Annotated in this window: 15 protein-coding genes and 4 pseudogenes; 12 read left to right on the top strand and 7 right to left on the bottom strand. The window is 59.2% G+C overall.

What is annotated here, in order from left to right; translation table 11 throughout:
* Window positions 1-110: 110 nt before the first annotated feature.
* The 5 genes and pseudogenes from ABIB95_RS42425 (at window position 111) to ABIB95_RS42405 (ending at window position 5,259) form a co-directional block, all read left to right on the top strand.
* A complete protein-coding gene (locus ABIB95_RS42425; RefSeq protein WP_247457955.1) occupies window positions 111-1,466 on the top strand; it encodes an aspartate aminotransferase family protein in 1,356 nt (451 codons plus the stop codon).
* Window positions 1,463-3,196 carry an acetolactate synthase catalytic subunit gene (locus ABIB95_RS42420; RefSeq protein WP_247457954.1) on the top strand — a complete coding sequence of 578 codons (1,734 nt, stop codon included), beginning with the start codon at window positions 1,463-1,465 and terminating at the stop codon, window positions 3,194-3,196. The genes ABIB95_RS42425 and ABIB95_RS42420 overlap by 4 nt, the downstream gene beginning before the upstream one ends.
* Window positions 3,196-4,440: an ABC transporter substrate-binding protein gene (locus tag ABIB95_RS42415; RefSeq protein WP_247457953.1), complete on the top strand. Its 1,245-nt coding sequence runs from the start codon at window positions 3,196-3,198 to the stop codon at window positions 4,438-4,440. The genes ABIB95_RS42420 and ABIB95_RS42415 overlap by 1 nt, the downstream gene beginning before the upstream one ends.
* A 50-nt stretch (window positions 4,441-4,490) precedes the next feature.
* A pseudogene (locus tag ABIB95_RS42410) lies at window positions 4,491-4,695 on the top strand (DUF2274 domain-containing protein).
* Window positions 4,696-4,950: 255 nt separating this feature from the next.
* Window positions 4,951-5,259, top strand: a complete 309-nt coding sequence (locus tag ABIB95_RS42405; protein WP_247457952.1) for a hypothetical protein — start codon at window positions 4,951-4,953, stop codon at window positions 5,257-5,259.
* Window positions 5,260-5,325: 66 nt separating this feature from the next.
* Here ABIB95_RS42405 and ABIB95_RS42400 read toward each other — a convergent pair.
* The 5 genes and pseudogenes from ABIB95_RS42400 to ABIB95_RS42380 all read right to left on the bottom strand — a co-directional run.
* Window positions 5,326-5,781: pseudogene (locus ABIB95_RS42400) on the bottom strand (recombinase family protein); the annotation flags it as partial.
* Window positions 5,766-6,362: a recombinase family protein gene (locus ABIB95_RS42395; RefSeq protein WP_247457951.1), complete on the bottom strand. Its 597-nt coding sequence runs from the start codon at window positions 6,360-6,362 to the stop codon at window positions 5,766-5,768. The pseudogene ABIB95_RS42400 and the gene ABIB95_RS42395, both read right to left, overlap by 16 nt.
* Window positions 6,363-6,381: 19 nt before the next feature.
* Window positions 6,382-6,618, bottom strand: a complete 237-nt coding sequence (locus ABIB95_RS42390) for a hypothetical protein (RefSeq protein WP_247457950.1) — start codon at window positions 6,616-6,618, stop codon at window positions 6,382-6,384.
* 218 nt (window positions 6,619-6,836) lie between these two features.
* Window positions 6,837-7,508 (bottom strand): RES family NAD+ phosphorylase, encoded by a 672-nt coding sequence (locus ABIB95_RS42385; protein ID WP_247457949.1) that lies wholly within the window; start codon window positions 7,506-7,508, stop codon window positions 6,837-6,839.
* Complete coding sequence (locus ABIB95_RS42380) at window positions 7,505-8,032, bottom strand: MbcA/ParS/Xre antitoxin family protein (RefSeq protein ID WP_247457948.1); 528 nt, start codon at window positions 8,030-8,032, stop codon at window positions 7,505-7,507. Before ABIB95_RS42380 ends, ABIB95_RS42385 begins: the two co-directional genes overlap by 4 nt.
* Window positions 8,033-8,758: 726 nt before the next feature.
* Here ABIB95_RS42380 and ABIB95_RS42375 point away from each other — a divergent pair.
* Window positions 8,759-10,294: a Fic family protein gene (locus ABIB95_RS42375; protein ID WP_247457924.1), complete on the top strand. Its 1,536-nt coding sequence runs from the start codon at window positions 8,759-8,761 to the stop codon at window positions 10,292-10,294.
* Window positions 10,295-10,579: 285 nt separating this feature from the next.
* Here ABIB95_RS42375 and ABIB95_RS42370 read toward each other — a convergent pair whose 3' ends face one another.
* Both ABIB95_RS42370 and ABIB95_RS42365 read right to left on the bottom strand, forming a co-directional pair.
* The gene (locus ABIB95_RS42370) at window positions 10,580-11,404 is read right to left on the bottom strand and encodes an IS630 family transposase (RefSeq protein ID WP_247457923.1); all 825 of its coding nucleotides are present in this window, start codon (window positions 11,402-11,404) and stop codon (window positions 10,580-10,582) included.
* Window positions 11,405-11,965: 561 nt separating this feature from the next.
* Complete coding sequence (locus ABIB95_RS42365) at window positions 11,966-13,018, bottom strand: helix-turn-helix domain-containing protein (protein WP_354122217.1); 1,053 nt, start codon at window positions 13,016-13,018, stop codon at window positions 11,966-11,968.
* A 58-nt stretch (window positions 13,019-13,076) separates the two neighbouring features.
* On the opposite strand from ABIB95_RS42365, the pseudogene ABIB95_RS42360 reads away from it, so the two are divergent.
* The 6 genes and pseudogenes from ABIB95_RS42360 to nifE form a co-directional block, all read left to right on the top strand.
* Window positions 13,077-13,385: pseudogene (locus tag ABIB95_RS42360) on the top strand (ABC transporter permease subunit); the annotation flags it as partial.
* A gap of 340 nt (window positions 13,386-13,725) precedes the next feature.
* Window positions 13,726-13,929 (top strand): 4Fe-4S binding protein, encoded by a 204-nt coding sequence (locus ABIB95_RS42355; protein WP_247457921.1) that lies wholly within the window; start codon window positions 13,726-13,728, stop codon window positions 13,927-13,929.
* Window positions 13,930-14,055: 126 nt separating this feature from the next.
* Window positions 14,056-15,099 (top strand): annotated as a pseudogene (locus ABIB95_RS42350) (ISNCY-like element ISBva1 family transposase); the annotation flags it as partial.
* A 744-nt stretch (window positions 15,100-15,843) separates the two neighbouring features.
* Entirely contained in the window at window positions 15,844-17,346 is a 1,503-nt protein-coding gene (nifD, locus tag ABIB95_RS42345; RefSeq protein WP_247457920.1) for a nitrogenase molybdenum-iron protein alpha chain, read from the top strand.
* Between the two features lie 80 nt (window positions 17,347-17,426).
* Window positions 17,427-18,986: a nitrogenase molybdenum-iron protein subunit beta gene (gene nifK, locus ABIB95_RS42340; protein WP_354122226.1), complete on the top strand. Its 1,560-nt coding sequence runs from the start codon at window positions 17,427-17,429 to the stop codon at window positions 18,984-18,986.
* A gap of 120 nt (window positions 18,987-19,106) precedes the next feature.
* Window positions 19,107-20,750 carry a nitrogenase iron-molybdenum cofactor biosynthesis protein NifE gene (gene nifE / locus ABIB95_RS42335; protein WP_247457919.1) on the top strand — a complete coding sequence of 548 codons (1,644 nt, stop codon included), beginning with the start codon at window positions 19,107-19,109 and terminating at the stop codon, window positions 20,748-20,750.
* The last annotated feature ends 9 nt before the right edge of the window (window positions 20,751-20,759 follow it).

Here is a 20,759-nt window from a genome sequence, read left to right as displayed (position 1 = left end):
GGCAGAGAAGCCGGGTTTCTTGGCATCGAACATTTTTGTTGCATCAAATATCATACTTGGTCTATTGGTTCCGACCACCGCCGCCCTTCGCGCGGCTCCTGGATGGAACAATGACAGCAGCGAAGACCGAAGGTCACAACTTCGTAGGACGGGCCTCGAAGGAAGCGTTCGAGCGCGCACGGCACGTCTTTATCGACGGAACCACACGGGTGACGATCGAGCGGAATCCGATTCCGCGGTACATGGAGCGGGGCGACGGCGCTTATCTCGTCGATCTCGATGGACGCCGCTTCCTAGACCTGAACGGCAATTTCACTACCCTCATCCATGGCCATCGTTTCGCGCCCGTGATCGAGGCGGTGACGCGCCAGCTGCAGTCCGGCACCTGCTTCGCGAACCCGACGTTGGCCGAGATCGGCCTCGCGGAGTTGATCTGCGAGCGTGTTCCCGGCGTCGAGACAATCCGTTTCGTCAACACCGGCTCCGAAGCTGTGATGTTCGCGATCAAGGCCGCACGCGCCCTCACCGGGCGCTCCGCGATCGCCAAAATCGAGGGCGCCTATCACGGTTCCTATGATTGGGTTGAAGTGAGTCAGGCGAGCACGCCAAACAATTGGGGGCAGGCGGCTGCGCCGGCGGCTGTTCCGTACTACCGTGGCATGCCAGCGTCGGTTCTGAGCGAGGTAGTGCCGCTCCGTTTCAACGACGTCGAACTCGCGGAACGGCAGATAGCGACCCGCGCGTCCCATCTGGCAGCGATCGTGCTCGACCCGATGCCGAGCCGGGCCGGCCTGATCGCTCCGACAGCGGAATTCGTATCTGCGATCCAGCGAACTGCGAAACAGCACGGCGTCCTCGTCATTGCCGACGAGGTATTGAGCTTTCGGCAAGGTTATGAGGGCGCCTCGGCACGTTACGGCCTGACGCCAGACCTCTTTGCCTTCGGCAAGATCATCGGTGGCGGCCTCCCGATCGGCGCGATCGCCGGTACCCGCGAGGTCATGAGTGTCTTCGATGCCTCCGCAGGCAACCCGGCGCTTCCCCAGGGCGGCACCTTCTCCGCCAATCCGCTGTCGATGGTCGCTGGCTTCGCGTCGATGACCGCTCTGGATCGTGCCGCCTTCGATCATCTCGAAAGGTTGGGCGACCGACTGCGCCAACAGCTCACGGCCGCTATCGCGCGGCACCACGTGCCTCTCTCGGTTTCCGGCGCCGCCTCGCTCTTCCGGATCCATCCGAAAGTGATCCTGCCGCGCGATTTCCGGGAGGCGACGCCGACCGCCGCGCAAGCGCATGTCATGAAAGAGCTCGGCCGCACATTCGCAGAGAGCGGCATCGTTCTTCCCAGTGGCGCGGCAGCTTGCCTCTCCACCCCGATGACGACCGAGGACACCGATCGCGTCGCCTCAGTCTTCGACGACTTTCTCGCTACGCGCAGCGACCTGATCGAAAGCCTCGCAGTATGACCAAGACCGCTCCCACCGTCGCACGAATTATCGCCTATGCCCTGAAGCGCCACGGCGTCGAGGTGATCTTCGGACAGAGCCTGCCCTCGGCCGTCATCCTCGCTGCCGAGGCCATAGGCATCCGGCAGATTGCTTACCGGCAGGAGAACATGGGCGGCGCCATGGCTGACGGCTACGCTCGCGTGTCGGGGCGTGTCTCCGTCGTCGCCGCGCAGAACGGCCCCGCCGCCACTCTCCTCGTGCCGCCCCTGGCGGAAGCGCTGAAGGCGAGCATTCCGATCGTCGCGCTCGTCCAAGATGTCGAACGGCATCAGGTCGACAAGAACGCCTTCCAAGAGCTGGACCACGTCGCGCTGTTCGCATCCTGCGCGAAGTGGACGCGGCGGCTCTCGGGCGCCGATCGCGTCGACGACTATGTCGACGCCGCATTCATTGCTGCCGCAAGCGGCCGACCCGGCCCGGCGGTGCTGCTCTTGCCGGCGGATCTCCTGCGCGAGACCGCTACACCGTTCGCGGCCAGCCGCAAAGCGAGCTATGGCAAATTCCCCCTCGACCGCAGCCGCCCGGCCCAGGTCAACATCGAGGCCGTCGCCCGCCTGATCGCTGAGGCCCGGCATCCCGTCGTCATGGCTGGCGGCGGCGCCTTCTCGCAGGATGCCCCGGCCGCGCTGGCACGACTCCAAGACCTCGCAGCGTTGCCCGTCTTCACCACGAATATGGGAAAGGGGGCGGTCGACGAGAGCCATCCCTTGTCCTGCGGCGTGCTCGGCGCCTTGGTAGGGCCCGCCTCGCTCGGGCGACACAGTCGCGCGCTGCTCGCCGAAGCAGATCTGATCCTGCAGATCGGCACGCGCAACAACCAGAACGGCACCGATAGCTGGCGGCTCGTGCCTCCGACCGCGCGCCTCGTCCAGATCGACATCGACCCGCAAGAAATCGGCCGCAACTACGAAGCAGTTCGCCTCGTCGGCGATGCCGCGGAGACGATCGGCGCGTTAACGGAAGCGCTGCGCGCGATGGACTTGTCCTCGCGCGCCCTGGCACGGCCCGCTCTGGAGTCCCGCATCGCCGAGGCATGGCACCGGTTCGAAGCCGCCCGCGCGCCGCTCACGCGACACAATGCGAGCCCAATCCGGCCCGAACGCGTGATGGCCGAATTGCAGACGCTGCTGACACCCGACACGATCGTCGTCGCCGATGCGAGCTACTCCTCAATGTGGATCGTCGGCCAGTTGCGCGGACTGGCGCCGGGCATGCGCTTTTTGACGCCGCGCGGCCTCGCCGGTCTCGGCTGGGGGGTGCCGCTCGCTATTGGCGCGAAGGTTGCGAAGCCGGCTGCCCGGGTGGTCGCGCTCGTCGGCGACGGCGGATTCGCCCATTCCTGGGCAGAGCTCGAGACCATGGTTCGGATGGGCATCACGCTCACGGTCATCGTGCTGAACAACGGCGTTCTCGGCTATCAGAAGGATGCCGAGACCGTAAAGTTCGGAGCCTACACCACGGCCTGCCACTTTGCCCCGGTCGATCACACCGCGATCGCCCGCGCCTGCGGCTGCGTCGCCGTGCGCGTCGAGACGCCGGCGGAAATCCTGCCGGCGCTGCGCGACGCGTTGCAGGGAGAGCGGCCGACACTGATCGAGATCACCACCGATCCGGACGCGCATCCGGCGATTTCTCTCTATGATGGCACGCTCGACCCAGCGGTCGCCCCCGAACCGGTGGTCGTCTGATGGAACGCCCGCGCAGCGTCGCTGTCGTCTCTGACGGCAGCTCCGGCATTTCCCTGCCAAGATATTCGCAAGGGCACCAGCAGCTCGCGGCGGCTGACCACCATCCGCAGTTGCTTCCGTTAACGGACATCAAGGGGATTTCCTACATGACCAAACCAAGCACACGCGGCTCTCGTCGACGCATCGGCGCACACATCGCAGCGACGCTCATCCGGCAGATCTGGCTCAGCCTTCTGCTCTCAACTGCGGCGGTAGCACAGTCAGGCGAGGTAGTCGTTGCAACCACGGGCGGCGTTTACGACAGGACACTGAAGGAAGTTTGGTTCGAGCCCTTCACCAAGGCGACCGGGATCAAGGTCAGCACCGTTACCGCCACCGATTCCGAGCAGCGGACACGCGCCCAGGCCATGGCGAACGCAGGTCAGGTCACGTGGGACATCATCAACAACGTCGACATCATCGCCGAGTCACCGCAGAATCGATCTTTCACCCGCGACCTCTCGGTCTTATGCGAGCAGTTCAGGGAGCGCAAAGATTTGATCGATAAGACCTGCAATCCTGCTGGGGTGCGGATCACGTTTAACGCCACACTTCTCGCCTTCGACGCGGCGCGTTTCACGGGCGCCAAGCCCCGGAGCTGGGCTGATTTCTGGGATATCGCCCGTTTCCCTGGCCCGCGTGCGTTGCCGAGCTTCAACGATCCCTGGCGCGTGTTCGCGGCCGCGCTGCTGGCTGACGGCGTGCCCGCTGACAACCTCTTCCCCCTCGACATCGATCGAGCCCTCAAGAAGCTCGACCAGATCAAACCGCAAATCCAGCTCTGGTGGCGCACCGGCGACCAGAGTCAACAAGGCTTTCGCAACGGCGAATACGTCATCGGCATGATCTGGGGTACGCGCGTCTCGGCCTTGAAGGCGGAAGGCCAACCTGTTCAGATTTCCTACGATGGCGCCTTCATGCTCGCCGACACGATGCAGATCCTCCGCAACGGCCCGAGCCCCGCCGGAGCGGAGGCTCTGCTGAAGTTCTACCTCGATAATCCGACGGTGCAGGCGAAACTCGCAGAGCGTCTTAACGTCACACCGCCGAGCCTCGACGCCGTGGCAATGATGAGCGAGGCCGCACGCGCCAACATCCCGAGTTCGCAAGAAGCCTTCCAGGCCATCGTCAAACACGATTCCGCCTGGATCGCAGCCAACCAAGCCAGAATGCTTGACGCCTGGAACGCTTGGATCCAGCAATAACACCGACAATGACGAATCCGACTTTTGTCACTTCTCCGGCCACGTCGCAAATGGCGAAGCAGAAACTCGGCCCGGCAGCCGACGACAAACCCGTCGAGGTTTCGGTGCGCTGAAGTCCTCGGCCGTGAGGCCGACCAGCGTTCGGCCGATCCGGTTCGGCTGATCGTGCCCATGCTGGAGCGTTTCATCGCCCCCGATCGAGGATTCGCCAAGGCAAGACGGAGTGGGGCGGCACTCATGCCTAAGGAAAACTGAGCGTTTACAAGCCGACCTGCAACGGATGTCGGTATTGGTGTTTCGTGTCCCCGCAACCATCTCAAATTGCGAGACCCCAGCCCCGGTGGCTGGGGTTTTCGTTTTGAGAGCGACCGCCAGGATTCCGGCTAGGTCACCTCGGACATCGATCTTCAGTTCCCCGTCGCCGGGAGTGAGGATGATCTCCTTCACGAGAGAACGCAGAACCTCTCCAGCTTTCAGCCGGGTTGCCTCAGTATCAGCCTTCAGCGCCTCATGCAGAGCGCCGACCTGTTCTCGGTAGAAACTTGCCATCTCGGGGTGCAGCAGGGGTGGTGGTTCTTCCGCGTCAACCAATGCTTGCTCGAGTTCGGCCCTGCGGCTCTCAAGCTGAACCATCTTTGTGTTGATCTTATCTGCAGCGCCACCTTTGAGGATCAGGTTCAGCAGAGTATCGAGTTCGCGCTCTATCCGCTTGATCTCGGAGCGAGCCGCCTCGATCGACGCCGAGCCTTCCATCCGAAGACGGTTCATCTCGCGTGTGAATTCCTCGCAGAATTCCTTGAAGAGAGCCGGGTCCATTAGGTGGCATCGTAGCGCGTTCAGGACGCGTGCCTCGAGTTGCTCCCGCTGGACACTCCTCCGATTATCGCAGGTTCCCTTATTTCTTGCCGTCGAACAGCCCATGAGGTCGGCCGAGATCATGGCGTAACCGCCACCGCAGCATGAGCATTTTATCAATCCCGAGAATAGGTATTTTGGACGGCGGCGGTCGCGGAAGCTATTTTGCACCTCGGTGCCATCATCCTCGCGCTTTGTCTTTATGGCAGCTTGTCGCGCTTTTGCGGCCTTCCAGAGCCCGTCATCCACGATGCGCAACTCTGTTACTTCTTGAATGATCCATTCGGCGGCTGGGTTTGGACGCGCCTGACGTTTGCCAGTTTCGGGGTCTTTGATGAACCGCTGTCGATTCCAAACGATACGGCCGATATACATCTCGTTGTTCAAGATGCCGTTGCCACGCTTGGTGTTGCCATTGATTGTACTGAAGCCCCAATCGCCGCCGCCGGGCGCCGAGATGCCATCCCTATTTAGCTCAACAGCGATCCGCTTCGCCGACTTGCCAACGACATAGTCGCGAAAGATGCGCGTACCACCTCTGCTTCCTTAAAATTAATCCTGCGATCGCCACGTATCGGCTCACCGCTTTCATTGAATTGCTTCACAACATCATAGCCGTAAGAGTTGCCACCGCCAGATTTGCCAAGCGCGACGCGTCCGCGCTGGCCTCGGCGCGTTTTGTCGGCGAGATCCTTTAGGAAGAGGGCATTCATCGTGCCTTTGAGGCCGACATGCAGGTGGGTAACCTCGCCTTCGGATAAAGTGACGATCTTTACGTTGGCATAGGCCATGCGCTTGAACACGCCGGCGATGTCTTCCTGATCACGTGAGAGGCGATCCATCGCCTCCGCCAGCACCACTTGAAACCGCCCGCGCATGGCGTCGGTAATAAGCGCTTGGATGCCGGCACGCAGAAGCGACGCTCCGGAGATCGCATGGTCGGAATATTCCTCAACGACTCGCCAACCCTGCTTCTCAGCATAGGCACGGCAGACGCGAAATTGGTCCGCGATCGACGCGTCGCGCTGGTTGTCACTGGAGTAACGGGCGTAAAGCGCGACCTTCATGAAATGGTCTCCGGTAGAGTCAGGAGCGCTCCGACCCATGCTCCTTGTCGGCTTGTTCGTACCAGCGCCGCGCTGCATGGCGAGCCAGCAGACGCACGAACTCGACGAGACGAGGGTCGGGCGCGTTGTCGCTCTGCATTGCAAGCGTCAACTCCGGTTCGTTGCAACCGGCGATGTCTTTGCGCTTTTGAACGCCAATGTCTTTCATCGCAATGCCACTGACCGTCGGTCGCACCGGAACAATCCCGAGCACCATCAGCCTTACGATAGGCAACAATAATAGAAACTCGATGCCAGGCCCTGGATACTGCTGGCGTGTTCGATCGGACGACTTCTGGTCCTCGCGCAGCGGATCGCATTTTCGCGTCGTGCGAAAACTTGCGCGCTTCGGCTTGAATAGAAACTAACTGTGTCATCAGATCATGCGCAAATTTGCGATACAGGCAGTACGGTCAACTTGGTCGGATATATTTCTCATTTGGACAGTTGTCGCACGTCGATCGTGCGTGCTGTTGCGTGGACCGTGATTTCGAAGTGGTCCGTCTGCACGATATCTACGATGTTGCGCGGTCTATGCGCGACGACGTTGATGCCGGTACGACGCCGTAGGCTGTCGTAAAGAAGCCCCGCACCACCTGACGCACGAATATCCTCGCCAAGCTTTTGCGAAGCATCATGACGTTCGCTCGCATACACGTCGGGGCGTGCTAGTTGCTGCCCTGTGATGTCGAGATAATCCCCTAGCAGCGCAGCGGTGTATGCCCTGTAGGTCCGGCTCATCGTGGCCGTGTTGCGAGCGGCAGCTTCGCGCCGCAGGTGATGACCGACCTCGGCAGCCGCCGTGCGAATATCATCGGCCGCATACCAGGCGCCAAGCTGCGGTCCGTTGAATCTCATTCCGCCGGGAGCGACGTGGAGAAAGGCTGCCATGACGATGCTGGAGTTGGGTGCGCCATATACCCATTCGCTCTGCGGTAGCCGATCGATACGTTCGGCCACCAGACGGTCGTTCGTCCAACCGACGAGCTCCATCACCGCTGACAGATCGGCCGCCGTCGCGACCGTATCGAACACCCCGATAGGAGGAAATTGTGAGGGGATCAGGCGATGGGCAGGCCGTGGCGAGGGTGTGAAAGCGTCCGTCACCGGAAGACGATCTCCGTGTCATCGTAAGGTGTGAAGGCTTCGTCTATCGTGTTTGGCTGCATGTAGAGGCCGCCACGCGCCCCGTCGAGGAAACGACGCACCGAGAGCAACCCATCTTGAGAGCCGTTGGTGATGAGGTCGAGCGGCCGATGTCCGCCGAAGACGATCTCGTTATGTGGACTACGCAGCCAGTCAACGCCGAGGCGTTCCTGAGGAAACAGAATCCCCAGCGCTTGGTGGATACCGAATACCGCTGAAATGCGCGTTAGAACGTCCACATCAAGGGTGAAGGCGCCGTGCTCACGCGCCTGCTTGCACCAGTTATGGTAGGTGGACCGGGATGGATACCCCAAGACCAGCAGGCGCTGCTCTTCCGTCAATCCCCACAGATCCGCGATAGCGAGGAAAGTCCGTAAAGCTGGGGCGCTCAGCCGCCTTCGGTTGGCCGGAGCAAATCGTGACCTATCAAGTCGCTGAGGGCCTTTTGACGCCTCAGCTGGGGTCGGCTTGCGCTTATTTAACATAGGCCGCTCCTTTTTTCAAATATGGATATAGTCCAAATCTGGACAAATGGCAACCTCAAAACTCCTAGTAGTGGAAAGCGCTGGCATCCGGTCTCGTCCGGGCTTGGGGGACCATCGCGTTCCCGGCTACGGGCATCGCGTCCATGCTGGACTACGTTTCTGGCTACTCTTCGGCCTCGGGGACGGTCGTCCTGTGGAACAGGAGGTCGGTGGTTCGAGCCCACCCAACTGTACCAGCGAAATCAACATCTTAGAATCAAATGGCGTCGGAGTTAGCGATCAATAGCTACCGAATAGCTACCACGGTGATTTTATAGAAGCGTAAGTTGTGATGATTGCGGGCTCGAGGCCCTGCCGAGCGGGGCGGCGAAGAACGCCGCTCTTGGCGTGAAGAGTGGGATCGAGGAGTCGCTGAGCATCCGACCACGCAGGAGTTCGAATCTCTTCGGGCGCGCCACCTGCGAATAAAAGTGGGCACTCCGGCGGGGCTGCGCCGCCGCCCATCACAAGCCGTTCCAGGACTGACTTTCGGCCGATTATGCGAATTTCCGCATCATCCACTTCGACCTGGTCGATGACGGAAATGTCGCGACTTTGCAATATTTTTCAGGTTGCTGCTAATTGAGAGAAGGTTTTTCACGATGTAGAAGTGAAATTCGACAATGGGCGTCTTTGGAGAAGAAATTTCAGGGACCCGGCCAGAGAGTGTTTTTCAGAGGACTTTGAGTGAGCGCGCAATTTTCAGGATCGGTGAGCGTTTTTCATGACCGAAGGCTGCCGGAAGCTGCCGTCCCGGTGGGTTACGCTGCCCTGATCGACGCTTATAAGTTGCCCGTTCCTGTCCCCCGGACCCTTTCGGCGATTGGCAGCAAGCACCGCATTATCGAGCAGGGCGGCTGGCGCATCTATACGCCGCGCCACGCGCCGGAGGCCTCTCTTGAGGGACACTTGACTTTTGCTCTCAAGAACGAGGGCGTGGACCTTGCCGTTCTGAAGCGGCTTTTCCTCGCGGTTAAGGAAGGCGAGATCGCGGAGCTTGTACGGCAGAAGCCTACCGGCCTCTACGCCCGTCGTATCTGGTTTCTGTACGAGTGGCTGCTTGGCTGTGAGCTAAAGCTGCCGCCCGCAGACAAGGTCTCATATGTGGATGCGGTCGATACCGAACTCCAGTTCGCAGGGGCCGGCGAGAATTCGACCCGGCATCGTGTCCGCAACAACCTTCCCGGTACGCCGGACTTCTGCCCGCTCGTGTTCAAGTCTGCTGCGCTGAGCGACTTTATCGCGCAGGACTGGAGGGAGCGCGCGCGCGCGGTCGTCAGCGCAGTTCCTAAGGACCTGCTCGCGCGGACGGCTGCGTTTCTTTTGCTGAAGGATTCGAAGTCCAGCTACGTGATCGAGGGAGAAAGGCCGCCACAGGATCGTATTCAGCGGTGGGGCCGCGCTATCGGGGAGGCGGGTCGCGCGCCGCTCGATGAGCAGGAATTTATGCGCTTACAGAGCATCGTCATCGGCGACGAGCGCTTTGTGAAGCTGGGCTTCCGCCAGGAAGGCGGCTTCGTCGGTGAGCACGACCGGGATACGCAGCGGCCCATTCCCGATCACATTGACGCGCGGCATGAAGATATTGCGTCGCTGATGGCGGGCTTGATTGCTTTCGACCATAATGTCGAGAACGATCTCGATCCCATCATCGCTGCAGCAGTACTGGCATTTGGGTTCGTCTATATCCATCCGTTCGAAGACGGCAACGGGCGTATCCACCGCTACCTGATGCATCACGTTCTCGCGCGCCGAGGGTTTAATCCTGCTGGACTGCATTTCCCGGTGTCGTCGGCGATCCTCGATAGGATTACGGAGTACAAGACTGTGTTGGAGAGCTATTCTAGCAGGTTGCTTCCCTGCGTCCAATGGGAAGCTACCCAGAAGGGCAATGTAAAGGTTCTCAACGATACGGCCGACTTCTACCGTTTCTTCGATGCGACGCCGCATGCTGAGTTTTTGTACGAATGCGTGCGCCAGACGATTGAGCAGGACCTGCCCAACGAAACTAACTTCCTTCGTAACTTCGACACGTTCCGTGCTGGCATCGATAACATGATCGATATGCCCGAGCGGACGCTCAACAACCTGTTCAGTTTCCTGCGGCAGAACAACGGCGCGCTTTCCAAGTGGGCAAGGGAGAATGAGTTCACGCAATTGACCGCAGAGGAAGTGGCGAAGATCGAGGAGTTGTACCGAGCCTCGTTCCAGGAGAGCGCATGATCGAATTTCGACAAGTCGATCTAACTCGTAACGAGCATCCGTGGGGCGGGAATTAGCCGATGGCGTATTTATCGCTGATCGACGCGGCTACCCACAGTGACCTCGTCACGGTATCGCGCAGACACTTCCTCGGGGGTAAGGAATTTGGCCTCCGTCATTCGTCATCTCCATCACTCCGCCGCACCAGAGGTCACGGTCGAGATGGCTGAGATGTTGGCACCCAGAATGACGGAAGAAAACGATATTCTCGATGACACTGCATAGCTCGCGTCAAACGCGGACGAGTTAGAGCGTTAGCCGATCAGGTTGCAAATATCCTGCGGCGGCGAAGTAGTTTGTGGATTCTGCGGGCGAGTAAGTGTCGACGATGCGGCCAACGGCATCCCAGAGACCATTGACGGAGCGTTCGGCAGCCTTTCGGAGATTTGCTTTGAGTTTGGCGAAGGCGTTCTCGATGGGATTGAAGTCGGGGCTGTAGGGCGGAAGATAGAGGAGCGTTGCGCCGGCGGCTTCGATCATCTCGCGTATGCGCGGCCCTTTGTGGCTGGAGAGGTTGTCCATAATGACAACCGCGTCTTTTGGAAGCTCGGGCACGAGCACCTTTTCCACATAGGTCTCGAAGGCATCGCGGTTGATAGGGCCGTCGAGCACCCAGGGCGCGATGATGCCGCTCGTGGTTAGAGCGGCCACGCAGGTTGTTGTTTTCCAGTGGCCGTGCGGAACGGCGGCTCGCAGACGTTCGCCGCGCTGGCAGCGGCCATGTGTTCGCGCCATGTTGGTCGATGCCCAGGTCTCATCAATGAAGACGAGCCGGTCCCGATCGAGCAGACCTTCTTTGCTCAGGCCATCACGCAATTCCTCGATGGTGATATCGGGGGTTGCCTTGAGCAAGGCCAGGATCGTCGCCTGATGGACATCGATCCGGTGGGATTTGCGATCTCCGCCCTGAGCTTTTGGCTGGGCATCCCCTTGCTCTCGCTCGCGCATCCGCCACCGGCTGACGCTCGCCGCGCTTACACCAAACCGTTCGGCAGCTTGCCGGCCGGATACCCCGCCCGCAATGGCCGCAAGCACTCGTTCACGAAGGTCCATCGACAGCGGTTTTGCCATGCCCGCCGGCCTCCTGTCCCGGCGGGTAGCTTGAATCACCAAAACGCTGATTTGCGAATCCGCAACGATTCAGTCAGATGGGCTAACTCTCTAGCGCGTCGACCTTCGTTGATAGTCGCAAGATGGCGTAAGGGAGCGTAGTAAAAATACTTGCGCCTCTCGGCCCCAGGTACACGATGTATCGAAGGCTGCGGGCGGCCTTCATGTCGGACCTGAAAGGGAAATTGCACAAGAAATCCGAACGCCATCGAGCCGGCCGCTCCAAGCTGGTCGGCGTTCAGGATTTAGCTCGGCGACAAACCCTGGTACTGCCTACCTTAGCATCAGGTCTGTCGCGAGGCTGAAAGCGGATCCGGGCGACGGCGGCGATCCTGGCCGCGCACTACGCCTCGGGGGACCACATGGCCCGCGCTCGCCTGCCTCCAGCCGAGCCATGAGCTCGTTGCCCCACGCTCAACGCGGCTTCAATGACCGTCCCGATGTAGATCCAGCTTGAGCTTGTCTTGGTATACGCCAATCCGCTTCTTTGCTCGCTCAATGACGTCGCCGAAGTGCAGCAGCTCAAAGTAGGTCTCGCCCCAATGGCTGCCGAGTACGAGGGTCCAAAAGGGGGCTCGACTGGAACCATCCCTGGCCGACTGAAAACGGAGTCCAGGTTCCGCTTAGTCGCAGCGGATTGACAGTGTCGCCGATAAGATATCCGTAAAATTTCCTTAGCCGGCCCCCTGACTTGGCCGCAAGCAAATGAGCGTACTCTGAAAGGTCGCCGACATGTTCGTCCATCGATACTCCCGGCGCCTTGAATTCGACGATAATGGCGGAGCCCTCTTTACTGAACAGAGCAATGTCTGGCCGCTTGCCGCCATTGTCATCTGCGCGCTTGGCAAGCAGCTTTTGAAATTCCCGATCGATGTCATTTTCGAAAACACTTTCGCTGTCATTCCAGCGGATGCTTGCTAGTGGAACGTCTGACGCAATGTAATCGTAGTAGTGGTATTCCTCGCTCAGCAGCCAAATGTCGTGGTCAGCAATCTCAGTGCTGTCTTTCCGCATCGGAAAGAAGATGCTGTGGATGATCTTCTCGTCCTTTCGGCGGCCACCCGAAATCACATATCCCGCTTCCTCACCCTGATGCGTGTAGGGTTCTTTGCCGCTTTCGGAGCCAGGAGGGAATGTGCATCTCAGAAGCTCGAGCTGCCGGCCAAGATTGGGGGACAGAAGCTCATCAGTAATGCCACCTACGAAGGTCAGTTTCCGTCGTGAGCTTGCTCTCACAACATAGTCACGCAAATCGCTGTCATCATCGGCCTTCGGCGGAAAAAACCAGCTGATTGTGACCCCCAACGCTCGGCTGATACTATGAAGAGCTTTCACCGAAGGGCTCGAGACCCCACGCTCGATCTGACTGAGATATCCCTTTGACAAGCCCGCGGCGTCGCTAAGTGCGTCGAGCGTGATGCCACGCGCCTTGCGTAAGTTCTTGATTTCTCCTCCGATACGGTGGCCGACATTGAGCAATTCTTCCAGGTTGACGGGTTGCTCAGCCTGCTCTGCCAGTCCCTCCAGATTGGAAGGGCGCAGCATTTTGGGCGGCGTCCTGATCATCGAACTCATATTCGCTCCTTGAATCGATCGAGTGCAGGCGGAACGGGATCAATTCCGCTTATCTCTATTGAGCCAACTGGTAACCGGCATCGCGACGGGCGGCATCTATGCCTGCATGGCACTCGCCATCGTGATGATATACCAGGCGATCCACCACCTGAACTTTGCGCAGGGCGAGATGGCGATGTTCTCAACCTTTGTCGCCTGGCAACTACTTCAATGGGGCCTTCCCTACTGGTTCGTGATCCCGCTAACTGTGGCGCTCTCCTTCGTTGGCGGAATAGCCGTCGAGCGCATTATCATTGGGCCACTCGGCGACGCCCCAGTCTTGAGCCACGTCGTTGTCTTTATCGGCCTTTACGCGGTCATCAACAGCCTGTGACCGGAGGTTTGCCGAGATCCGGCGTAAACGTGGGTCGGCTCGCGGCTTCTAGTCGCGGTGTCGGTTTCAGAATCGTCGAGCGTCGCTTGCTCCGCGCTGCCGTGCCAGACAAATCAACGGAGCTCGCAGCCGTCGAGTCGCGACTAACCTTCGGAGTAGGCCCGAGGGTTCGCATGTTGACATTGAGTGGGCTCGCTGCTGTCGCAGATGCAACATGGTCTCAGACCCGAGACAGCACAATTGGGAAAAGTGCTTGTTATTGAGCGCGTCTGTGTTTGGCATGGGATTTGAAGGGAATCGCCAATGGCATCGCTTGCCTAAGGAGTTGGAACGCATGGCTTACAAGATCGTCGCTTCGCAATGCACCGTTTGTGGGGCATGTGAGTTCGAGTGTCCCAACGCGGCGATCAGCCTCAAGCGCGACATTTACGTTATCGATGCCAAAAAATGTACGGAGTGCGAGGGCCATTGCGAAACGCCGCAATGCGCGGTCGTCTGTCCGGTGCCTGACACCTGTGTCGCGTCTAAGACAGCATAAGCAGCCCGCGTCAACGAAGTAGTAGATCTCGAGCTTAGGAGGCCGCCGACCGCATGGGGCGCAGCGGTCGATCAACATCGTTATCGCTTGAGGCGCTGATCGACTCCGAGCAGCCCCCGAAGGGCTCTGCCAGTAAGTGATCTTCGCGAGTGGATGCAGGGCGCCGATAAGGTGCTGGCGGGCGAGCAGATCGTAGCCGCGGTGCAGCGAGCCCTGGCGAAGCGGTGCCCGAAGAGCCGCAGTTGTGGTCGGCTCGGCATGCTGGCAGAGGTGGTGTTGCGCCTGTTCGTTCTTATGCACATCCGGAACCTGAGCTATGGTGCTCTGGACGAGAGGAGCGCGCCGAGCTCGTCTGCCGCGATTTCTCGCGGGTGGGCCGTGGCAAGATGCCGGATGCCAAGACCATGGGCCGGTGGGGTCTGGCGGCCGGCTCTGAGGTGCTCCGCGATCTGCTCGTGACGAAAGCGCAGGACAACGGCGTCATTGCAGGCGAGCGGATGCGCGTGAACACGTCCGAGGTGGAAACCAACATTCACCATTCGACCGACAGCACATTGCGGAACGGCGTGCGGGTGCAGACCGGACTGGAGGGCCTCCGCGAGGACCCCGATAGGATGTTGCCGCTGGTGCTGGACGTGATGCGTCAAACCCGGCCCGCATCTTCCACGGCGACACTCTTGTGGAAGATAAGGTTCTCAGCGTGTTCGATCCGTCGACCGAGCAATGCCGGCAAGCCCGAATGACGTCGGCAAAATGATCAAGCTGGTAGAGGCCGAAAACCAGATCATTGTCGACTACGAAGTCTATGCTCGGTGCCCCGTGATTGCGATCTGTTGATCCAGGCCGTCGCAACCCACCAGGTCAAGCTGGGGCGCGCGCCGCGGGGTGGCGACTGACTTCGGGTTCTACTCTGCCTGGAATGAGGCCGCTGCGAGAGTACGGGGGTCAAGCGGGTTGCATTCCCAATCGATCGAGAAAAAAGGCCCTGAGCGCATCGCGAACAGAAGAAGCGCCGGTTCCGCGACGGCCAGAAATGGAGCACGGGATGTGAAGGAAACATCAGCGTGGCTAACCGGCGAAATGGTCTCAATCGGTCCCGATACAAGGGTGACCCCGCGAATGCAGCGCTGGGTCGCCTTCAGCGTGATTTCTAACAACCACGTCAACATCGTCTCTAATCGAGATACTGAAGCGAGCTGCAACGACTGCCGAGGCTTGCGCCCTTGTAGGCTCTCGCGGGTTAAGGATCGATCAGCCCCACGTGCTCTCCGCGTGATCGGGTGTCGTTACATTTGAGCGCGTGTCCCGAGATCGACTGGAATGACAAGCGAAGCGAAAGATCGCGCGTTAGTGAAACATGCGTTCCAGCCATTTCGCTGGGCGAAAGCGCAGGTAATTGTTTGGTTTCAGACATGGCGTTAGCGGGTACGCCTGTCGGTGCCAGACAGGGTGAGGTTTATAACAATCCTCATCCTGCCGGCTATCCAGCTCTAGAGACTTGAGTTTTTGTATTCAACCACCGCTGGCACACTCGTTGCAGATCCCTGCGCAATAGACGGCTGTTAGCCCTGCATCGACATGCAGAGGGACAGGCCGCCGGATGGCACGTGAGCGAGTAAAGAAGCGGATATGACCAATCGGTGGAGGGCGGGCATGACATCACCCAGACGCATCTTGGTCAGCGATCCCGGGGCAAATCAACAGCGTCACACACGGTGCTCGCATGCGCTCAGCCGAGATGAAATACAACATCTGATCGACCGCTGCGGCACGATCAGAAGCTGGCGAAGTTGCGACCGGTAAGACCTGCAGGAAGATTGCACGCTTTAAACCTGAACGCCGGATCGGAAATCCGTCGGTCCACCGGAAAAGCGCCGCGTCTTGATTTGACACGACAATGGAAAGGAATTGTGTATGAGCCGAGCAACTACCGAAAGCGTCGCAGAGATCAAGGCGCGCAACAAGCAACTAATCGATGACGTGTTGAAGGTCTACCCAGAGAAGACGTCTAAAAGGCGTGCCAAGCATCTGAGTGTTCACGAGGCGGGCAAGTCGGATTGCGGCGTCAAGTCGAATATCAAGTCCATTCCGGGCGTGATGACCATCCGTGGCTGCGCCTACGCGGGCTCCAAGGGCGTGGTCTGGGGGCCGATAAAGGACATGATCCACATTAGCCACGGTCCGGTCGGCTGTGGTCAGTACTCATGGGGCTCGCGACGCAACTACTACGTCGGCACGACCGGCATCGACACGTTCGTGACACTGCAGTTCACTTCCGATTTCCAGGAAAAGGATATCGTGTTCGGCGGCGATAAAAAGGTCACCAAACTCATTGACGAGCTCCAGGAGCTATTTCCTCTCAACAGGGGCATCACCATTCAGTCCGAATGTCCGATCGGTTTGATCGGCGACGATATCGAGGCGGTCTCCAGAGAAAAATCAAAGGAATATGGCGGCAAAACCATCGTGCCGGTGCGGTGCGAGGGTTTTCGCGGGGTATCACAATCGCTCGGCCATCACATCGCGAACGACGCCGTCCGAGATTGGATCTTCGACAAGAGTGCCCCAGAGGTCAGCTCTAAATTTGAGCCGACGCCGTATGATGTCGCCATCATCGGCGATTACAACATCGGTGGCGACGCCTGGTCGTCACGGATCCTGCTGGAAGAAATGGGCCTGCGCGTCATCGCCCAGTGGTCCGGTGATGGATCTCTCGCTGAATTGGAGGCAACGCCGAAGGCGAAGCTCAACATACTACATTGCTATCGCTCGATGAACTACATCTCACGGCACATGGAGGAAAAATTCGGGATTCCCTGGTGCGAGTACAATTTCTTTGGGCCTTCCAAAATCGCTGAGTCCCTGCGCAAAATTGCAAGCTTCTTCGATAATAAGATCATGGAAGGCGCCGAGCGCGTCATTACGAAATATCAGCCGCTTGTCGATGCGGTGACCGCGAAATATCGGCCGCGGCTCGATGGCAAGACCGTAATGCTGTTCGTCGGCGGCCTACGTCCTCGCCACGTCATCGGCGCCTATGAGGACCTCGGCATGGATGTTGTCGGCACAGGCTATGAGTTCGGTCACAACGACGACTATCAGCGCACCGCCCAGCACTACGTCAAGGACGGCACGCTGATCTATGACGATGTCACCGGCTACGAATTTGAGCGCTTCGTAGAAAAGATCCGGCCCGACCTCGTTGGCTCCGGTATCAAGGAAAAATACGTCTTCCAAAAAATGGGCGTGCCGTTCCGCCAAATGCATTCCTGGGACTACTCGGGTCCTTACCACGGTTATGACGGCTTCGCGATCTTCGCCCGAGACATGGACATGGCAATCAACTCCCCGATCTGGGGGAAGACCACCGCACCTTGGAAGGACGCTCCGCGGCCGAGCCTCATGGCGGCGGAATAGGAAAGCCGACGCCCGGCCCTTTCTTCAACAGAGGAGGGGAAGGGCAGGAGAACGAACACAAGAACCTGAAGAGTGCCATGATGACACAGAACGCCGAACACATCCTCGACCACTCTGAGCTTTTCCGGGGAGACGAATACCAGCAGATGCTGGCCAATAAGAGGGCGCTATTTGAGAATCCGCACGATCCCGCCGAAGTCGACCGTATCAGAGAATGGTCCAAGACGCCCGAATACCGCGAGAAGAACTTCGCCCGCGAGGCGCTAACCGTTAATCCGGCGAAGGCTTGCCAACCGCTAGGTGCGGTGTTCGCCGCGCTCGGGTTCGAGCGCACACTGCCGTTCGTCCACGGCTCCCAGGGTTGCGTCGCGTATTATCGCAGCCACTTGTCGCGGCACTTCAAGGAGCCGACTTCGTGCGTCTCCTCGTCCATGACTGAAGACGCGGCTGTGTTCGGGGGGCTCAACAACCTGACCGACGGGCTTGCCAACAGCTACAACATGTACAAGCCGAAGATGATCGCGGTCGCCACGACTTGCATGGCGGAAGTCATTGGCGACGACCTCAACGCCTTCATCAAAACATCAAAGGAAAAAGGTTCAGTCCCCGCGGACTATGACGTGCCATTCGCTCACACTCCTGCATTCGTCGGTAGCCACATCACGGGCTACGACAACACGCTGAAGGGCATCCTCGAGCATTTCTGGGATGGTAAAGCCGGCACAGCGCCTAAACTCCAGCGCAAAGCGAACAACTGGATCAACTTCATCGGTGGCTTCGACGGCTACACTGTCGGAAACATCCGTGAGATAAAGCGGATCTTCGAGCTGATGGGGATCGGCTACACGATCCTCGCGGATAACAGCGATGTGTTCGATACCCCCACCGACGGCGAGTTCCGCATGTATGATGGCGGCACCACACTAAAGGATGCCGCGAACGCAGTCCATGCGAAGGCAACCATTTCCATGCAGCAATATTGTACGGAGAAGACGTTGCCCTTTATCAAGGGGCACGACCAGGAGGTCGTCGCCTTCAATCACCCGCTGGGTGTCAGCGCCACGGACGATTTCCTGATGACGCTGTCGCGTATCACCAACAAGGCAATTCCAAATGCGCTGGAGCGGGAGCGCGGGCGTCTGGTAGACGCAATGGCTGACTCTAGCGCGCATGTTCACGGCAAGAAGTTCGCGATCTACGGCGATCCCGACCTCTGCTATGGCCTGGCCGCATTCTTGCTGGAGCTTGGCGCTGAGCCGACCCACGTGCTCTCGACCAACGGGAGTAAGGCCTGGGAGCAGAAGATGCAGGCGCTGTTCGCGAGCTCGCCGTTCGGTAAAAACTGCCGCGCCTTCCCGGGCAAGGATCTCTGGCACATGCGTTCGCTCCTGTTCACAGAACCAGTCGATTTCCTGATGGGTAACACCTACGGCAAGTATCTCGAGCGTGACACTGGAACGCCGCTAATCCGCATCGGGTTTCCCATTTTCGATCGCCATCATCACCATCGTTATCCAGTGTGGGGCTATCAGGGTAGCATGAATGTGCTGGTCAAGATTCTCGACAAGATCTTTGATGAGATCGATAGAAAAACCAGCTCGGTTGGCAAGACAGACTACAGCTTCGACATCATACGCTAAGGCGAGCGCCCCGCCTCATCGTCCGCAGGAACAGCGGCGCTGCGGCGGGGATCACAGGTTATCCGCCGGCCCATCCTCTTGGTCTGTGCGGATGTCTTGACATCCCCCGAAAGACACACCATGACTTCGCTTCCCACGACCATACAGGACGTCTTTAACGAACCGGGCTGCGCCAGGAACGCGAGCAAGTCGAACTTCGAGCGCAGGAATGGATGCACCAAGCAGCTGAAGCCGGGCGGCGTCGCCGGTGGGTGTGCCTTCGATGGCGCCAAAGTCGCACTGCAGCCCTTCACCGACGTCGCCCATCTCGTGCATGGTCCAATCGCCTGTGAGGGCAATTCTTGGGACAATCGCGGTTCCGGCTCCTCCGGCTCCGATCTGTGGCGCAGAAGCTTCACCACGGACATGAGCGAGACCGACATCGTGTTCGGCGGCGAGAAGCGGCTGTACAGGGCAATCAAGGAGATCACAGAGAAATACGACCCGCAGGCCATCTTCGTCTACCAGACATGCGTGCCCGCAATGATCGGTGACGACATCGATGCGGTCTGCAAGGCGGCCTCCGCCAAATTTGGCAAACCGGTCATTCCCATCAATGCACCGGGATTTGTGGGGTCGAAGAACCTTGGCAACAAGCTCGCAGGCGAAGCACTGCTGGAGCACGTCATCGGTACCGGAGAGCCCGATTACACCACTGCGTATGACATAAACATCATCGGCGAATACAACCTGTCCGGCGAGCTCTGGCAGGTCAAGCCGCTGCTCGATGAGCTCGGAATCCGGATCCTGTCGTGCATCTCGGGGGACGGCAAGTATCGCGAGGTGGCTTACTCGCACCGAGCCAAAGCCGCGATGATGGTCTGCTCAAAGGCAATGATCAACGTCGCACGCAAGATGAGGCAGCGCTACGGCATCCCGTTTTTTGAAGGCTCGTTCTACGGTATTGAGGATTCCAGCGATTCACTACGCCAGATCGCGCGCATGCTGATCGAACGCGGCGCGCCGGCTGAGCTGATGGAACGCACGCAAGCCCTGATCGCACGCGAAGAGACCAAAGCCTGGGCTGCGATTGAACGTTTCAAGCCACGCTTTGCCGGCAAGAGGGTTGTTCTCATCACCGGTGGCGTGAAATCCTGGTCGATGGTGGCCGCTTTGCAAGAGGCCGGGCTCGAGATCGTCGGCACGTCGGTGAAGAAATCGACCAAGAAGGACAAGGAACGTATCAAGGAGTTAATGGGCCAGCACGCCCACATGATCGAGGACATGTCGCCTCGCGAGATCTACAAGATGCTAAAGGACGCAAAAGCCGACATCATGCTCTCCGGCGGCAAGTCGCAATTCGTCGCACTAAAGGCGGCGATGCCGTGGCTCGATATCAACCAGGAGCGCTGCCACGCCTATATGGGCTATATCGGGATTCTCAAGCTCATGGAGGAGATCGAGAAAGCGCTCTACAATCCGATATGGGATCAGCTCCGCCAAGCCGCACCATGGGATGAGTTCGACCGAAAGCGTCAGGCAAAGACGGCTGCGCAGATGTATGCGCAAGCCGCTGATCCAGTTCGAGACGCGAGCAAGAACGGCGTCAATACGATAAGTCTCTCCAATGAAAATGAGGCCAGCGGTGGCGAGAGCGCGATTGCGGCGCATGGCCTGAACCTCGCAAAGGCCGCCAAGCCGTGCACCAATTCCGCCGCACGGTGCGTTGCTTGTAAGGACATTCGTTCCGATCTGCAGCCCCCGACGCTGCAGGCGGCGGAGTAGGGGAACGGC

The sequence above is a fragment of the Bradyrhizobium sp. LA2.1 genome (assembly GCF_040547725.1).
In the GTDB taxonomy this organism is placed as follows: Bacteria; Pseudomonadota; Alphaproteobacteria; order Rhizobiales; family Xanthobacteraceae; genus Bradyrhizobium; species Bradyrhizobium barranii.
The sequence above is the reverse complement of the archived record's forward strand: the minus strand, read 5'-3'. Positions and strand labels throughout refer to the sequence as shown.

What these genes read in the sequence shown, in the direction of transcription:
- ABIB95_RS42425 (WP_247457955.1), top strand. Translation starts at nt 111, where the DNA reads ATGACAGCAGCGAAGACCGAAGGTCACAACTTCGTAGGACGGGCCTCG.
- ABIB95_RS42420 (WP_247457954.1), top strand. Translation starts at nt 1,463, where the DNA reads ATGACCAAGACCGCTCCCACCGTCGCACGAATTATCGCCTATGCCCTG.
- ABIB95_RS42415 (WP_247457953.1), top strand. Translation starts at nt 3,196, where the DNA reads ATGGAACGCCCGCGCAGCGTCGCTGTCGTCTCTGACGGCAGCTCCGGC.
- ABIB95_RS42405 (WP_247457952.1), top strand. Translation starts at nt 4,951, where the DNA reads ATGCAGAGCGCCGACCTGTTCTCGGTAGAAACTTGCCATCTCGGGGTG.
- ABIB95_RS42395 (WP_247457951.1), bottom strand. Translation starts at nt 6,362, where the DNA reads ATGAAGGTCGCGCTTTACGCCCGTTACTCCAGTGACAACCAGCGCGAC.
- ABIB95_RS42390 (WP_247457950.1), bottom strand. Translation starts at nt 6,618, where the DNA reads ATGGTGCTCGGGATTGTTCCGGTGCGACCGACGGTCAGTGGCATTGCG.
- ABIB95_RS42380 (WP_247457948.1), bottom strand. Translation starts at nt 8,032, where the DNA reads ATGTTAAATAAGCGCAAGCCGACCCCAGCTGAGGCGTCAAAAGGCCCT.
- ABIB95_RS42370 (WP_247457923.1), bottom strand. Translation starts at nt 11,404, where the DNA reads ATGGCAAAACCGCTGTCGATGGACCTTCGTGAACGAGTGCTTGCGGCC.
- ABIB95_RS42365 (WP_354122217.1), bottom strand. Translation starts at nt 13,018, where the DNA reads ATGAGTTCGATGATCAGGACGCCGCCCAAAATGCTGCGCCCTTCCAAT.
- ABIB95_RS42355 (WP_247457921.1), top strand. Translation starts at nt 13,726, where the DNA reads ATGGCTTACAAGATCGTCGCTTCGCAATGCACCGTTTGTGGGGCATGT.
- nifD (WP_247457920.1), top strand. Translation starts at nt 15,844, where the DNA reads ATGAGCCGAGCAACTACCGAAAGCGTCGCAGAGATCAAGGCGCGCAAC.
- nifK (WP_354122226.1), top strand. Translation starts at nt 17,427, where the DNA reads ATGACACAGAACGCCGAACACATCCTCGACCACTCTGAGCTTTTCCGG.
- nifE (WP_247457919.1), top strand. Translation starts at nt 19,107, where the DNA reads ATGACTTCGCTTCCCACGACCATACAGGACGTCTTTAACGAACCGGGC.